Annotated in this window: 11 protein-coding genes and 1 riboswitch; of the genes, 5 read left to right on the forward strand and 6 right to left on the reverse strand. The window is 62.1% G+C overall.

Annotated elements, in window-relative coordinates:
* Nucleotides 1–108 precede the first annotated feature (108 nt).
* A riboswitch (glycine riboswitch) is annotated at nucleotides 109–195 on the reverse strand.
* 164 nt (nucleotides 196–359) lie between these two features.
* Entirely contained in the window at nucleotides 360–1,112 is a 753-nt protein-coding gene (locus AC0NIE_RS20235) for a hypothetical protein (RefSeq protein ID WP_473487248.1), read from the forward strand.
* On the forward strand, nucleotides 1,099–1,338 hold the full coding sequence (locus AC0NIE_RS20240; RefSeq protein ID WP_473487249.1) for a hypothetical protein: 240 nt from the start codon (nucleotides 1,099–1,101) through the stop codon (nucleotides 1,336–1,338). The genes AC0NIE_RS20235 and AC0NIE_RS20240 overlap by 14 nt, the downstream gene beginning before the upstream one ends.
* 45 nt (nucleotides 1,339–1,383) lie before the next feature.
* On the opposite strand, the gene AC0NIE_RS20245 is transcribed toward AC0NIE_RS20240, so the two are convergent.
* From AC0NIE_RS20245 to AC0NIE_RS20260, 4 genes are all read right to left on the reverse strand, one after another.
* Nucleotides 1,384–2,172, reverse strand: a complete 789-nt coding sequence (locus AC0NIE_RS20245) for a molybdopterin-binding protein (protein WP_473487250.1) — start codon at nucleotides 2,170–2,172, stop codon at nucleotides 1,384–1,386.
* 1 nt (nucleotide 2,173) lies between these two features.
* Nucleotides 2,174–3,055 carry a cytochrome b/b6 domain-containing protein gene (locus AC0NIE_RS20250; protein ID WP_473487251.1) on the reverse strand — a complete coding sequence of 294 codons (882 nt, stop codon included), beginning with the start codon at nucleotides 3,053–3,055 and terminating at the stop codon, nucleotides 2,174–2,176.
* Between the two features lie 114 nt (nucleotides 3,056–3,169).
* Nucleotides 3,170–3,853, reverse strand: a complete 684-nt coding sequence (locus tag AC0NIE_RS20255; RefSeq protein WP_473487252.1) for a DUF1345 domain-containing protein — start codon at nucleotides 3,851–3,853, stop codon at nucleotides 3,170–3,172.
* A 149-nt stretch (nucleotides 3,854–4,002) separates the two neighbouring features.
* Nucleotides 4,003–5,442, reverse strand: a complete 1,440-nt coding sequence (locus AC0NIE_RS20260) for a caspase family protein (protein WP_473487253.1) — start codon at nucleotides 5,440–5,442, stop codon at nucleotides 4,003–4,005.
* A gap of 402 nt (nucleotides 5,443–5,844) precedes the next feature.
* Between AC0NIE_RS20260 and AC0NIE_RS20265 the strand changes: the two genes are divergently transcribed.
* Nucleotides 5,845–6,897: an autotransporter outer membrane beta-barrel domain-containing protein gene (locus tag AC0NIE_RS20265; protein ID WP_473487254.1), complete on the forward strand. Its 1,053-nt coding sequence runs from the start codon at nucleotides 5,845–5,847 to the stop codon at nucleotides 6,895–6,897.
* On the opposite strand, the gene AC0NIE_RS20270 is transcribed toward AC0NIE_RS20265, so the two are convergent.
* Together AC0NIE_RS20270 and AC0NIE_RS20275 are read right to left on the reverse strand one after the other, a co-directional pair.
* Nucleotides 6,894–7,361, reverse strand: coding sequence for a YaiI/YqxD family protein (locus tag AC0NIE_RS20270; RefSeq protein WP_473487255.1), 468 nt, complete (start codon nucleotides 7,359–7,361; stop codon nucleotides 6,894–6,896). The two genes, AC0NIE_RS20265 and AC0NIE_RS20270, sit on opposite strands and share 4 nt — an antisense overlap.
* A gap of 366 nt (nucleotides 7,362–7,727) precedes the next feature.
* The gene (locus AC0NIE_RS20275; protein ID WP_473487256.1) at nucleotides 7,728–8,855 is read right to left on the reverse strand and encodes an S-(hydroxymethyl)glutathione dehydrogenase/class III alcohol dehydrogenase; all 1,128 of its coding nucleotides are present in this window, start codon (nucleotides 8,853–8,855) and stop codon (nucleotides 7,728–7,730) included.
* Between the two features lie 203 nt (nucleotides 8,856–9,058).
* Between AC0NIE_RS20275 and AC0NIE_RS20280 the strand changes: the two genes are divergently transcribed.
* Entirely contained in the window at nucleotides 9,059–11,071 is a 2,013-nt protein-coding gene (locus AC0NIE_RS20280; protein WP_473487257.1) for an acetyl-CoA carboxylase biotin carboxylase subunit, read from the forward strand.
* A 389-nt stretch (nucleotides 11,072–11,460) separates the two neighbouring features.
* The gene (gene dnaE / locus AC0NIE_RS20285) at nucleotides 11,461–14,988 is read left to right on the forward strand and encodes a DNA polymerase III subunit alpha (protein WP_473487258.1); all 3,528 of its coding nucleotides are present in this window, start codon (nucleotides 11,461–11,463) and stop codon (nucleotides 14,986–14,988) included.
* Nucleotides 14,989–15,016: the final 28 nt, after the last annotated feature.

A 15,016-nucleotide genomic window follows, 5' to 3' on the forward strand; every position in this document is an offset into this window, starting at 1 on the left:
CCAGTCCGTGCCCCTCTGTCTGAAGCCTGAGAGACTCGCGCCCCGTAACTCTGTCGGCAGCGCTTACACCTTCGGCGCGGGGGCAAGCCCCGACTTTCCAGAGTGTCTTTCCCGTCTACGGTTCTTTTGCCTGAGAGATTTCGGGCGATTTCCCCTTCGGCGGCAGCTCTCGCTGCTCTCTCCCGCAAACAGGTAGGACTCAATTTGAGCCCTCGACTCTTCATCCATAGCCTGTGGGCGACACCTTGTCACCTGCCAGCGACACCTTACCGACAAGTCTTCGCTAACCACGCGGTTTGCCGGTTTCTCAAGACACTGCCGATATATGGGTCCAAACGACGTTTGGACGGGGAACGAAAATGGGCGGATTGATCATGACCTCGAAGGACCGCATCACGGCCGAGGATGTCGTCATGCTGCGTCGCGAAGTGTTCGGCGATGGTGTGGTGACGCGCGGCGAGGCCGAGGCGCTGTTTGCGCTCGACGCAACGGCCAAGCACAAATGCGCGGAATGGCCGGACTTTTTCATCGAAGCCGTCACCGAGTTCATCGTTCATCAGGAAAAGCCGGCGGGCTATATCTCGCAGGACGATGCCGACTGGCTGGTCCGAGCGATTTCGCGCGACGGCATGGTCGACAGCTGGACCGAACTCGAATTGCTGGTGCATGTGCTGGAAAGGGCGAAATCCTCGCCGAACGGGCTTTGCGCCTATGCGCTGGAGCAGGTCGCCCATGCCGTCATCGACGGCAAGGGGCCACTGATGCACGGCGGCAAGCTGGTTCCTGGCCTGATCGCCAAAGCCGAGGTTGAGCTTCTGCGCCGCATTCTCTACGCCCATGGCGGCGACGGCAACATTGCGATCACTCGCGCCGAGGCCGAGATGCTATTCAAGATCAACGAGCGGACCGCGGCGGTCCACAATGACCCATCCTGGAACGATCTCTTCGTCAAGGCGATCGCCAATTTCGTCATGTGCTCGGCCGGCTACGAAGCGCCGGTACGCGACGTGGCGCTGCGCCGGGATTCTTTCCGATCAGGCCCATCCGGAGATCGGCGGCTTCTTCGGCCGCATGGTATCGGGCGGTCTCGCCGGCATCATGGAAGCCTATAGCGCGCCGGGTGATATCGAATCCGAATGGGAATCGAAGAACAAGGCAGCCGAGGCGCTGGCCCGCCGCGCCGAAACCATCGACGCCAGCGAGGCGAAGTGGCTGGCCGAGCGCATTGGCAGCGACCGGCCGCTGCATGAGAACGAGCGCGCGCTGCTGACACTCATCAAACATGCCTCGCCGGAAATCCATCCGGTGCTCAAGCCGCTGATCGACAAGGTCGCTTGAGCAAAAAGCGCTAAAACACTGATCGGAAATGGCGGAGCTATGGCCTCAGATGCCGCCGTACCAGTCGTAGCCATTGTCCTCCCAGTAGCCGCCCTTGCCGCCGCCGATAGCGGCGAAACTGTCGACCAGCTCGATCTTGCGGAGATATTTCGGCATTTTGTAGCCGATCTGGCGCTCGACGCGGACACGCAGCGGCGCGCCGTTCTCGACCGGCAGCGGCTTGCCGTTCAAGCCATAGGCAAGGATCGTCTGCGGATGACGGGCATCGATCAGGTCGATCGACCCGTAATATTTGATGTCGCCGGACAGGCTGCGGTCGATCGTGTCGAGGCAATGGAACATCACGTAGCGCGCCTGCGGCTTGACCACCGCCTGATCCAGCACCAGCGACAACGGCGTGCCGGTCCATTTGGCGATGCAACTCCAGCCTTCGACGCAGTCGTGGCGGGTGATCTGGGTGCGGCTTGGCATGTTCATCAGCTGCTCGCGGGTCAGCGACAGCGGCTTTTCGACAAGGCCGGAAACCTCGAGCCGCCAGTCGGCGAAATTGTTGGCGAGCAGACCCTTGTAGACATCGTCGTCCGGCGCGGTGACGCCGTTCGGCCGCTGCGGCTGGCGAATGTCGGCTTCGGTGAATTCCGGCGCCAGCGAATCGCCGGCGAGCAGACGTTGCGCGCGCCACGTCAGTCCGTTGGCGGCTTCGAGGAAGCTGCGCAGGCCGTCGCCGACGCGAAGCTGGCTGTCGAAGGCATCGCAACCCGACAGCATGATACCGGAGACGCCGAGGCTGGCCGAGGTCAGGAATTTCCTGCGGCTGATCACAAACTTCGCCATCTCACGCACTCCTTTCCGGCGCCTTGCCGCGATGCGCCGGCGGATCGGTTCGGTACCAGCCGGTGATGATGGAACGCAGCTCGTTGATCGGGCCGGCGGCGAAGATCATCAGCATATGGATAATGAAGAAGGCGACGAGCAGCAGCATTACAATGAAATGAATGGTCCGCGCCGTCTGCCGTCCGCCGAGCAGATCGTTGAGGAACGGCAGCGCCGCGTTCATGCTCGGCGACATGGCAAGGCCGGTGATGATCATCAGCGGCAGCAGCACGAACATTACGCCGCCATAGGCCATCTTCTGCAGCGTGTTGTATTCGCGCGTGTGACGGAACTTGAGCCTGGCATGATCGACGATGTCTCGCGGCAAACGCCTGAGATCGTCGATGCGCGGGGCCAGATCGCGGCGCAGATGGCCGTTGACCAGGCTGGCGACCAGCCACACGACCAGTGTCGTGGTCAGTATCCAGGCGAAGAAGAAATGGACAACGCGGGCGGTGCCGAGGTCATAATAAGAGGGGATCGTCGCCCAGGACGGGAAGGCGCGGGACGTCTCCCGACCCGCCGGCCCCGACCAGCCGAGCACACCGGTTGTGTCGAAGCGTTTGCCGAAGATTTCGGTGTAGCCGCGCGGGCCGTTTGCGGTGTTCTCGGCGCCAATGGCGAAGACGGTGTTGTTGTACGCAAATCCCGACTCCTTGCCGATATAGAGCTGTGGGCGGGCGTTGAAGATCTGCAGGCCGGAAAGCAGCATGAAGAACAGCGAGATGGCCCAGAGCCAGTGCGTCAGCCGCGTCCAGCGCGACTGCCGGTAGATCAGCGTCGCATCCTTCGGGAGGGCAGTATCTGGCCCGACGGTGGATTGGCTCCTGGCAACCGATTCCATTCTTTCGCGTCCTCCCGGCCGTTCAGTCGGCCTTTCCGATCGTTCTCCTCCCAATACGTTGCCAGCCAAAGCGATGTTTCATCCGATCACGGAATTATTACGAGCTGCCCGATACTACCGGCTCCCGAGACTGACGGCGAGGTTGACCGCTGCGGCGACGATCACTGTATTGAAAAAGAACGACAGGATCGAATGCAAAAGCACGATGTGACGCATTTGCGTGGTCGAGACCGCGGTATCGGAGGTCTGCGAGGTCATCCCGACGGTGGTCGAGAAGTAGAGGAAGTCCCAGCCGTCCGGCCGTTCCTTACCGGCAAATACGAGACCGCCGACCGGCTTTTTCTGTTTCGCTTTGCTGCCGGGGTTGGTCTCTTCATCGTTGACCCAGTAAACATGCGCGTAGTGCAGCGCTGTCATGGCGTGGATGGTGAACCAGCCGAGCGGGATCGACAGCAGCGCGAAGGTGAGTTCGACAGGGTGCGCGCTGCCCTCCCGATTGATCAATTGGAACAGCGAGATGATGGCGACGGTGACGACAATCAGCGTCACCGCAAAGATGACCAGCACCGGCTGGTCGGTGGCCCGCGCGTTCTTGCTCAGATAGCGGTCGGTGAGCAGCGGCATCTGGGCGACGACGATGACGGTGTAGGCGGCGAAAAACGCATTGGCGCCGATCGAAAGGGCCAGCGGAGTGCGCAAGACCAGCGCGATCGCCAGTGCCACTACACCGATGCAGGCCGACACCGCGAACTGCATGTGGCGGTGCAGTGGTTTCTTCAGGGGCAGCTCGGTCGTCATGGCCCGGCCTCTGATGGCGGTCCGTCTTCTACGGTGCCGAGCGTCCTTTCGGACGCGAAAGGACACTGTAACACTTTTGAAATCTGCGCATGATCCTTTCCGAACCGAAGGTGGCGAAGCAAAAAATCGATTCCGATTTGCGGCGTGCGTTAGAAAACCCCGCCGATCCCAATGCCGCCGCTGATGTCGGGCGGAGGTGCAACCGGGCGCGAGGATTGCTGCTGCCACCTTGCGGCTTTTCGGTTGCCCGCCCCCTTGCGCGCCGGAGCCGCCTCTGATGCCACCTTCGCCGGCTTGATCTTCCGCACGACCACCGGGTCCTTGCAAACCCGCCCGGAGTGCAGGAACAGGTCACTCAGGAGTTCAACCGTAGGCTCGGTCGCAGATGCGGTTCTCGCGGTGTTTTTGTAGTAGTTGGCGAGCGCGCGCACGGAGCCCTTGCCCCAACTTCCGTCCACTGTCATCCGATAGCAGCCCAAACGTCGCAATTCGGTCTGGATGCTGCGCGCGAGATCGGTCGCTTTTTGGGAATCCGTTTCAGTCGCCGAAGTACCGACGATCAGCGCTTCAAGTCCGGAGACGATGCTCTGCCTGGCCCCCTCGAGGCTGGCGACCTGCGTGCCGGCGGGCTTGGCCGCAGCGTCGGGTAAGGGCGAAACCTCGACCGAACGCAATGTCTGGCCAACGATCAGCACGGCCGTCTGCAGGTCGTTGGAAGCGAGCTCGACCTTCAACCTCTCCTTGGCGGCAGGATCGGCCAGGATGCGCGACAGGCTGGCGCTGAGCTGGGCCGGGTCGAGCACTTGCTGCTCGGTGAAGTAAAACTGCTCGCGAAGGTTCGACTGATCCCACGGAACCTGACGCCCGATGGTGATTGCCTCGGTCTCGTTGCGCACCCGGATCATCATATCCGAAATGCTGAGCCCGGGAATTTCGACGTTCTTCAACAATGCCGTGGTGAAGGGGCTGTTGTCGCCCGAGCCGTCGACAGCAACGTTGCCAGGCTGTGTTGCAAAGGCAATGAACGTGTTTTCACCGACTTCGATCTGCGCGAGGCCGTCCATGGCGCTGGGGCCTTTGCCCATCGGGTTGTTACGACAGGCATCAAGAAACACGAAGGTCTGCCTTTCACGGCTGGCAAATCTCGAAATCACATCGTTGAGCTTGACCGCGCCCGCGATCAACTCCTGCAGGTTCTCGGCGTTGGGCGTATCGACCGGCAGAAGATAGTTCTCGCCCCCGAGTTGCACGCCGTGGCCAGCGTAGAAGATGAGGACAGCGCTGGCGCCTGCCAACTTGCCCTCGGCTTGTTTGAAAAGCTCGGTGAACCCGTCGGACGACAGGTTGGTTGCCGTTAGCACATCGAATTTCAGCCTCTTCAGGCTTTCAGAAAATCTGGTCGCGTCGTTTGCAGCATTGGCCAGATGCGGGAGACGGGCGCTCCGGTAGTCGGAGTTGCCGATGACGATCGCGAGCCGCTTGCCTGGCTGTGGCGACTGGCCTTCCTCGACCGCGGCTCGAACGCCGAGGGATCCGAAAAGGGAAACCAGCAGGACCACAGCAATGCGCAGGAGAAGACGGTAGCTCATGGCAAGGGCTCGTTTCGGCGCGTGACATCTTCAAGTCGCCGAAGTGTCCGCCCGACCGAAGACCGCCGCAATTTTTACACCAGAACCCAAATCAAAGGAAGCGTAAGGCGCAACCCAGCCTTCGATCTGGCCGAGCTCGGTTTCTAGAGATGCCGTGGGGTCCAGCCGGACGATAGCCGCCGCAACCATTTCGGCCCGCCGGAAGCCAGCGGTCCAGACGAAATCATATCCACGCCAGAGATAATTTGTTATGCTCCTACCAGCGCTGGCGTAGTGTTGCACCCGCATCTACTGCAGTCAGTGATGTTTTTCATAGTTCAACTGCGCATTGCATGTCCTGATATTTAAGCCAGATGACACAAGTAGCAGGGGAGGGGGACAATGAAAGGCAGGAGTTGGTGTTTGCGCCTGTGCGCGAGTTCAATTTCGATTGGTGCTGCATTGGTTTTGCTGCCCTCGAAGGCAAACGCCTGTATCGACGACAGTGAGGGCGGCTTTCAGGCGGACTGCTACGTCGGCGTGACCGTCAATAGCGCGATTGTCGACACGTCCCTGGATGCTCTTCTCAAATTGTCCGACGACATCATCCAGGCGGAAGTCGGCCCCGCAATCGCAGCTCCGCCGGCCCAGTCTTCACCGTTCGGCGTTTTCGCTTCCGGCCAGTTGGCCCACACGGAGCATGACGGCTTCACCGTTTCGGACGATTTCGACGTCTTTGACGGACCGAGCTTCGACGTCGAAGAATTCTCCGCTGCCGCCAGTGTCGACTTCAACGCGGCAAAGCATTTCGGATTCGACAGCGAGCACGGATTGAATCTGGGGCTGTTCGGCGGTTATGCCTCGGCTGACGTCAATGTCGACGTTTTTGGTGTCGGTGACGCGACCAACAAAAGCGGCATGTTCGGCGGCTATGGGCTTTATCGTAAAGGCACCAGCTATGCTCTTGTGGCCGCCTCGGCGTTCCTGGGCAACACGGACGTCAAGGGAAATGACGGCAGCTACGACACGCAAGGCTACGCGATAACAGGGTCGATCGGCCGCATCTTCAACTTGACCGATCGCATGCGTTTCGATCTTCGTGGCGGGCTGTTGGGCGTTACCTTTACCGGCGACGCATACACGGACGACGCCGGCACTGAGTTTGGAAAGAGCCGTTTATCGTTTGGCGCGATCAAGTTCGACCCTGGGGTTTACGCGGATTACCAGCTCGGAAACGGCATGGTCATCAGCCCTTATGCGCGCGCGGATCTGCAGCAGCGTTTCGGCTATTCGAACACGGCAAGCGTTTCTGGTCTGAAGAGCAATTTTGAGGATGCGGACTTCTCGGTGGCGCTGTCCTCCGGCTTCAATCTGAAGATGTCTTCATCGACAACCGTCAGCACTGAAATTCGCGGCAAATGGTCCGAGGACAGTTCAACCGTCAGCGGCAAGCTGGGCCTCAAGATCGCGTTCTAATCCGGTGCGGCGGATTTCAACGCACGCCGCAAGATGCGGTCGAGCTCGCCGAGAAAACGCGAGCGGTCCTGCGGCGCGAAACTGGCATTGTAGCCCTTGCTTTCGCCGGTCTCGCGCAGATGCTGCTTGAGGTCGCGCATCGCCACCGCCATGCCGATCGTTTCCGGCGTGAACGGGCGCCCGGTCGGCCCAAGCACATGGGCGCCGAGCGCCACCGTGCGGGCGGCAAGCGGGATATCTGATGTCACAACGATGTCGTTGGGCTTGGCATTGTCGACGATCCAGTCGTCCGCCGCGTCGGCGCCCTTGGACACGACGACGTTGCGGATCATCGGGTCACGTGACGGGCGCAGGCCGCCATTGGAGACGAAGGTGACGACGACGCCATGGCGCTCGGCGACTTTCTCGACCTCGGCCTTCACCGGGCAGGCATCGGCGTCGACGTAAACGGCGGGTGCGGACATGGTTCATTCCAACGCGTATGAAGCCGGGCGATTTCGCCAAGCCCCGTCGATGATATTCGAGTGGTCGCTATCCCCGCAACGCTCCGGACCTGTTGGTGCAGCGCAGTCGCTTCAAAGGTCGGCGCCGCCCCTCATCTGCCTGCCGGCATCTTCTCCCCGTATAGTGACGGGGAGAAGGGGCTGGCCCAATCTCGGCTCGCTTTCTGCAACGCTGGAGATAGGCGAAATCCTTTGCGAAGGCGTCTTTCTCCCCGTCACTATACGGGGAGAAATGCCCGGCAGGGCAATGAGGGGCAGCGCAAACCTGAAGCGATTGCCTTGCTTCTTCGCGGTCCAAGTCGCGGTATCAGCGGCTGGTGGTTCTCGTCAGTAAACCACCACGCTCCTGATGCTCTTGCCCTCGTGCATCAGATCAAAACCCTTGTTGATGTCCTCCAGCTTCAGCGTGTGGGTGATCATCGGGTCGATCTCGATCTTGCCGTCCATGTACCAGTCGACGATCTTTGGCACGTCGGTGCGGCCGCGCGCGCCGCCGAAGGCGGTGCCCATCCAGGTGCGTCCGGTGACGAGCTGGAACGGCCGCGTCGAGATCTCCTGGCCGGCGCCGGCAACGCCGATGACGACCGACTTGCCCCAGCCGCGATGCGATGCCTCAAGCGCCTGCCGCATCACCTTGGTGCTGCCCGTGCAGTCGAACGTATAGTCGGCGCCGCCGATCTGGTCGGCGCCGCGCTTGGTCATGTTGACGAGATAGGGCACGATGTCGCCGTCGATCTCCTTCGGATTGACGAAATGCGTCATGCCGAATTTCTCGCCCCATTCCTTCTTGTCGTTGTTCAGGTCGACGCCGATGATCATGTCGGCGCCGGCGAGGCGCAGCCCCTGGATGACGTTGAGGCCGATGCCGCCGAGACCGAAGACGGCGGCCGTGGCGCCGATCTCGACTTTTGCAGTGTTGATCACCGCGCCGATGCCGGTGGTGACGCCGCAGCCGATGTAGCAGATCTTGTCGAAGGGTGCGTCGGGATTGACCTTGGCCAGCGCGATCTCGGGCAGCACGGTGAAGTTGGAGAAGGTCGAGCAGCCCATATAGTGGAAGATCTTGTCCTTGCCGATCGAGAAGCGCGACGAGCCGTCCGGCATCAGGCCTTGCCCCTGCGTGGCGCGGATCGCGGTGCACAGATTGGTTTTTCTGGACAGGCAGGACGGACATTGCCGGCATTCCGGCGTGTAGAGCGGGATGACGTGGTCACCCTTCTTGACCGAGGTGACGCCCTTGCCGACATCGACGACAATGCCTGCACCCTCATGGCCGAGGATCGCCGGAAAGATGCCTTCGGGATCGGCGCCCGACAGCGTGAATTCGTCGGTGTGGCAGATGCCGGTCGCCTTGATTTCGACCAGCACCTCGCCGTCGCGCGGTCCGTCGAGGTCGACCTCCAGGATTTCCAGCGGCTTTCCGGCGGCGACAGCGACAGCGGCACGGGTTTTCATCGGGGCTCTCCTCTCAGGGGCAAGTCTGCAATCGGGGCCGAGCATTAGCGTATCTGCAGGTTCTGGACTATGGGACGAATTGACAGTTCGTTGCCGGGTTTTGGCCGGCGCCGGACGACTTGCGCCCGGGGATATGCGCCAACTTGCCTTGACCGGCCGGGCGAAGCCCATAAAAGAAAGGCAGCCGAGGGAACGCAACCCGCATGTTCACAAAAATCCTGGTCGCCAATCGTGGCGAGATCGCCTGCCGCGTCATCAAGACGGCGCGCAAGATGGGCATTGCCACCGTGGCGGTCTATTCGGATGCCGATCGCGACGCCGTGCATGTCGAGATGGCCGACGAGGCTGTGCATATCGGGCCTTCGCCGGCCGCTGAGAGCTATCTGGTGCCGGAGAGGATCATCGCTGCCTGCAAGGCGACAGGTGCTGAAGCCGTGCATCCCGGCTACGGGTTTTTGTCCGAACGCGCATCCTTCTGCGAGGCGCTGGAGAAGGAGGGCATCGTCTTCATCGGCCCGAAACCCAGAGCGATCAGGGCGATGGGCGACAAGATCGAGTCGAAGAAATTCGCCAATGCAGCCAAAGTCAGCACGGTGCCGGGCTGGCTCGGCGTCATCGAGAATGCTGGTCATGCCGAGAAAATAGCCGGCGAGATCGGCTACCCCGTGATGATCAAGGCCTCGGCCGGCGGCGGCGGCAAGGGCATGCGCATCGCCTGGAGCAAGGCCGAGGTGCGCGACGGGTTCGACCGGGCGCGGTCGGAGGCCAAAAGCTCGTTCGGCGACGACCGCGTCTTCATCGAGAAGTTCGTGGTCGATCCGCGCCACATCGAGATCCAGGTGCTGGCCGACGCGCATGGCAACGCGCTTTATCTCGGCGAGCGCGAATGCTCGATCCAGCGCCGCAACCAGAAGATCGTCGAAGAGGCGCCTTCGCCCTTCCTCGACGCCAAGACCCGGAAAGCCATGGGCGAGCAGTCGGTGGCGCTGGCGAGGGCGGTCGACTATCAGAGCGCCGGCACGGTCGAGTTCATCGTCGACAGCGAAAAGACCTTCTATTTCCTTGAAATGAATACGCGATTGCAGGTCGAGCACCCGGTAACCGAGCTCATCACCGGCATCGATCTGGTCGAGCAGATGATCCGCATTGCTGCCGGCGAAAAGCTCGTCATCAAGCAAAGCGACGTCAAGCTGAACGGCTGGGCGGTGGAAAGCCGGCTCTACGCCGAGGACCCGTATCGCAATTTCCTGCCGTCGATCGGCCGGCTGACGAGATACCGGCCACCGGAAGAGGGACGGTTCGGCGAAATCGTCGTCCGCAACGATACCGGCGTCACCGAAGGTTCGGAAATCTCGATGTTCTATGATCCGATGGTCGCCAAGCTGTGCACCTGGGCGCCTACTCGGATCGCGGCAATAGACGCCATGTCCGTGGCGCTCGACAGCTTCGTCGTCGACGGCATCGAGCATAACATGCCGTTCCTGGCGGCGCTGATGCAGCATCCGCGCTGGCGGGAAGGGCTGATATCGACCGCCTTCATATCAGAGGAATATCCTGATGGCTTCGCGCCGATCGTGCCTGATAGCGAGGAGAAGGCGGTGCTGGCAGCGATCGCCACCGCGGTCGAACTGCTGCGCCGCGATCGGCTCGACCGGCTGGGCGGGCGGCTGGCGCCGCATTCGGGTGTCCTGAAACGCGACTGGGTGGTCAAGATCGGCGGGGATTACCTTTCGGCCTCGGTTATCGAAGGTATGATCTCCATTCCGATGGAGTTCGGTCTGTCGATCGACGGCGGCAAGGCGCTGACGGTAGCCTCCGACTGGCGTCCGGGCGATCTCATCTGGCGCGGCACGGTCGGCGACCGAAGAATCGCGGCGCAGATCAGGCCGGTACCGAACGGGCTTCGCATCGCCTGGAAAGGCATGTCGGTGACCGCACGCGCCATGCTGCCGCGCATCGCCGAGCTCGAAAGGCTGATGCCGGAAAAAGTGGCGCCTGACACCTCGAAGATGCTGCTCTGCCCGATGCCCGGCCTCGTCGTGTCGATCGCCGTTGCCGAAGGGCAGGAGGTCAAGACCGGCGAGACGCTGGCGGTGGTCGAGGCGATGAAGATGGAAAACGTGCTGCGCGCCGAGCGCGATCTCACCGTTTCGAAACTCAGGGCAAAACCGGGCGACAGTCTCGCCGTCGACGCGGTGATCATGGAATTCGCGTGAGGCTGAAAACAAAAAAACGGCCTCGGCGGCGGATCATTGGCGCAACATAACTGCCGTCACTTGTCAAGTTGAGCCACTGGCAGCTACAAGGCAATCGCCTTAGGTTTGCGCTGCCCCTCATTGCCCTGCCGGGCATTTCTCCCCGTATAGGGACGGGGAGAAAGCTGCCTTTCAAAGGATTTCGCCAATCACCAGCGTTTGCAGAATGGGTGCCAAGGTTGCGACCAGCCCCTTCGCCCCGTCACTATACGGGGAGAAGGTGTCGGCCGGCGGATGAGGGACGGCGCCACAATTGGCCGGTCGAGCGCCCGCTCTCGCTGGACTCGCATCGTCCGGTGCCGGACAATACGTCTTCATCGACTGAGTCCTTTCAAGCGGCGCTAAAAACCATGGCGAATGAGACACTTCCACGCGACCCGTTGCGACGTGAGGCCTTTGTCAAGGCGTCGCGGCCGGAACTGCCGGCGCGGCCGTTCATTCATCTGCGCGTGCATTCGGCCTATTCGCTGCTCGAAGGCGCATTGCAGCTCGGCACGGTCGTCGGCCATGCGGTGAGGGATGACGCCCCGGCCATCGCCGTCACCGACACCAACAATCTGTTCGGCGCGCTCGAATTTGCGCAGAAGGCGGTGAAGGAGGGTATCCAGCCGATCATCGGCTGCCAGACCGCTCTCGCCTTTTCCGGTGAAGCCAGCGACAGCCAGCGCGACCGCAGGCGGCAAGGCCCGGAGATGCGGCCGGTGGTTTTGATCGCTGCGACCGAGGCCGGCTACAGCAATCTGGTCAGGCTGGTCAGCCGGGTCTATTTGGAAACGCCGCCCGGCGAGGCCGTGCATCTGACGACCGAGATGCTGCAAGGCCATTGCGACGGCCTGATCTGTCTCAGCGGCGGGCCGCGCGGCCCGATCGGCAATGCCTTGAAGGAGGATCGCCGCGATCTCGCCGAGACGCGGCTTTTGGCGCTCAAAGCGCTGTTCGGCGACCGGCTCTATGTCGAGCTCGAGCGGGTTTCCGGTTATGACCGGGCCATCGAGAAATCGTCAGTCGATCTCGCCTATACCAACGACTTGCCGCTGGTCGCCACCAATGAGGCGTTTTTCTCCTCACGCGACGACTATGAGGCGCATGACGCGCTGATCGCCATCGCCGAAGGTTCGGTCGTCGCCGTCGACAATCGCCGCCGCCTGTCGCCCGACAACTTTCTGAGGAGCCAGGCTGACATGGCGAGGCTGTTCGCCGATCTGCCGGAAGCGATCGACAACACCGTCGAGATCGCGCTGCGCTGCTCCTACTATCCCAAGACCCGCAATCCGATCCTGCCGCGCTTTGCCGGCGGCGATGTCGCCGACGCTGATGCGGCGGTGAAGGCGGAGGCGCAGGAGCTTGCCAGACAGGCGCATGAAGGGCTGGAGGCGCGGCTCGCGGCGCACGGTCTGGCCCCTGGCTACACAGTCGAACAATACCGCGAACGGTTGGAGTTCGAACTCGGCATTATCGAGAAGATGAAGTTCCCCGGCTATTTCCTGATCGTTGCCGACTTCATCAAATGGGCGAAGGCGCAAGGCATTCCGGTCGGTCCGGGCCGCGGTTCGGGCGCCGGCTCGCTGGTTGCATATTCGACGACCATCACCGACATCGATCCGCTGCGCTTCTCGCTGCTGTTCGAGCGCTTCCTCAATCCAGACCGCGTGTCGATGCCCGACTTCGACATCGATTTCTGCCAGGACCGGCGCGAGGAGGTCATCCACTACGTCCAACAGAAATACGGACGCGACCAGGTCGGCCAGATCATCACCTTCGGCACGCTGCAGGCCCGCGCGGTGCTGCGCGATGTCGGCCGCGTGCTGCAGATGCCCTATGGCCAGGTCGACAAGCTCTCTAAGATGGTGCCGTCGAACCCGGCCAATCCGGTCAAGCTCGCCGACGCCATCGCCAACGAGCCGCGCTTTGCCGAAGAGGCCGAACGGGAGCCGATCGTCCAGACGCTGCTCGACATGGCCCAGAAGCTGGAAGGGCTCTACCGCCACGCCTCGACGCACGCCGCCGGCATCGTCATCGGCGACCGGCCGCTATGGGAGCTGGTGCCGATGTATCGCGACCCGCGCTCCGACATGCCGGTCACCCAGTTCAACATGAAGTATGTCGAGCAGGCCGGGCTGGTGAAGTTCGACTTCCTCGGCCTGAAGACGCTGACGGTGCTGGAGACCGCGGTCAAGCTGATCCGCCGCCGCGGCATCGAGATCGATCTCGCCCACATTCCGCTCGATGACCCCGACACCTACGCCATGCTGTCGCGCGGCGAAGTGGTCGGCGTGTTCCAGGTGGAAAGTGCCGGCATGCGCAAGGCGCTGATCGGTATGCGGCCCGACTGCATCGAGGACATCATCGCGCTGGTCGCGCTTTACCGGCCGGGACCGATGGAGAACATCCCGACCTACAACGCCAGAAAGCATGGCGAGGAGGAGATGGCGTCGATCCATCCGAAAATCGACCATCTGGTGAAGGAGACGCAAGGCGTCATCGTCTACCAGGAGCAGGTGATGCAGATCGCGCAGGAGCTTGCCGGCTATTCGCTCGGCGAAGCCGATCTGCTGCGCCGCGCCATGGGCAAGAAGATCCGCGCCGAGATGGACAAGCAGCGCGAACGCTTCGTTTCGGGCGCGGTTGAACGTGGCGTCGGCAAGCCGCAAGCCGACTTCATTTTCGACCTGCTGGCAAAGTTCGCCGACTACGGTTTCAACAAGTCGCATGCCGCCGCCTATGCAGTCGTCTCCTACCAGACGGCCTATCTGAAGGCGCACTACCCGGTCGAGTTCCTGGCCGCGTCGATGACGCTCGACATGGGCAACACCGACAAGCTCGCCGATTTCCGCCAGGATGCGCTGCGCCTCGGCATCGATGTCGTGGCGCCGTCGGTAATGACCAGCTTCCGCGCCTTCGAGGTCGGCGAGAACCGAATCTTCTATTCGCTGGCCGCGCTCAAGGGCGTCGGCGACGCGGCGGTCGAGCACATCGTCGCCATGCGCGGCGAAAAACCGTTCAAGAGCCTCGCCGATTTCTGCGAAAGGGTCGATCCGAAGATCGTCGGCAAGCGGGTCTTCGAAAGCCTGATCATGGCCGGCGCGCTCGACTGCTTCGGCCACGACCGCGCCGCGATGATGGCGGGCGTCGAGCGGATGATGGGGCTGGCGTCGCTGGCGCAGCAGAATGCAATGTCGGGCCAGCACGATATTTTTGGCGCCTCGCTCGGCGCGCAGTCGCAGGCGCTCAATCTGCCGGCGACCGACCCGTGGCTTGCCGCCGACCGCCTGCACCGTGAATTCCAGGTGGTCGGCTTCTATCTCTCGGCGCACCCGCTGGACGAATACAAGGCGGCGCTGCAGAAGATGCGGGTGCAGACCTGGGCCGAGTTCTCGGCCGCCGTCAAACGGGGTGCTGCCGCCGGGCGGCTTGCCGGCACCGTCACCACCAAGCAGGAGCGCAAGACGCGCACCGGCAACAAGATGGGCGTCGTGCAGTTTTCCGACACGTCGGGCCAGTATGAGGCGGTGCTGTTTTCCGAGGGGCTGGCGCAGTATCGCGACCTGCTCGAGCCCGGCCGTTCGGTGGTGATCACCGTTTCGGCCGAGGACAGGCCCGAAGGCGTCAACCTGCGCATCCAGACCGTGCAGTCTCTGGAAGACGAGGCAAGCCGTATCCAGAAGGCCTTGCGCATCTTTGTCAGGGATGACCGACCGGCGTCGGCGATTCAATCGCAGCTTACCCAGCGCGGCGACAGCCAGGTGAGTATTATCGTCATCAAGGATGAGGCGCAGGGCGAGGTCGAGATCGAACTGCCCAACCGTTACCGCGTCTCGCCACAGATCGCGTCGGCCATGCGCGCGGTGCCGGGCGTGGTGGAAGTGGAACTGGTGTGAGCTAACGACCGTATTCCGCCAGCCCGGT

The sequence above is a fragment of the Mesorhizobium sp. WSM4842 genome, assembly GCF_055901575.1.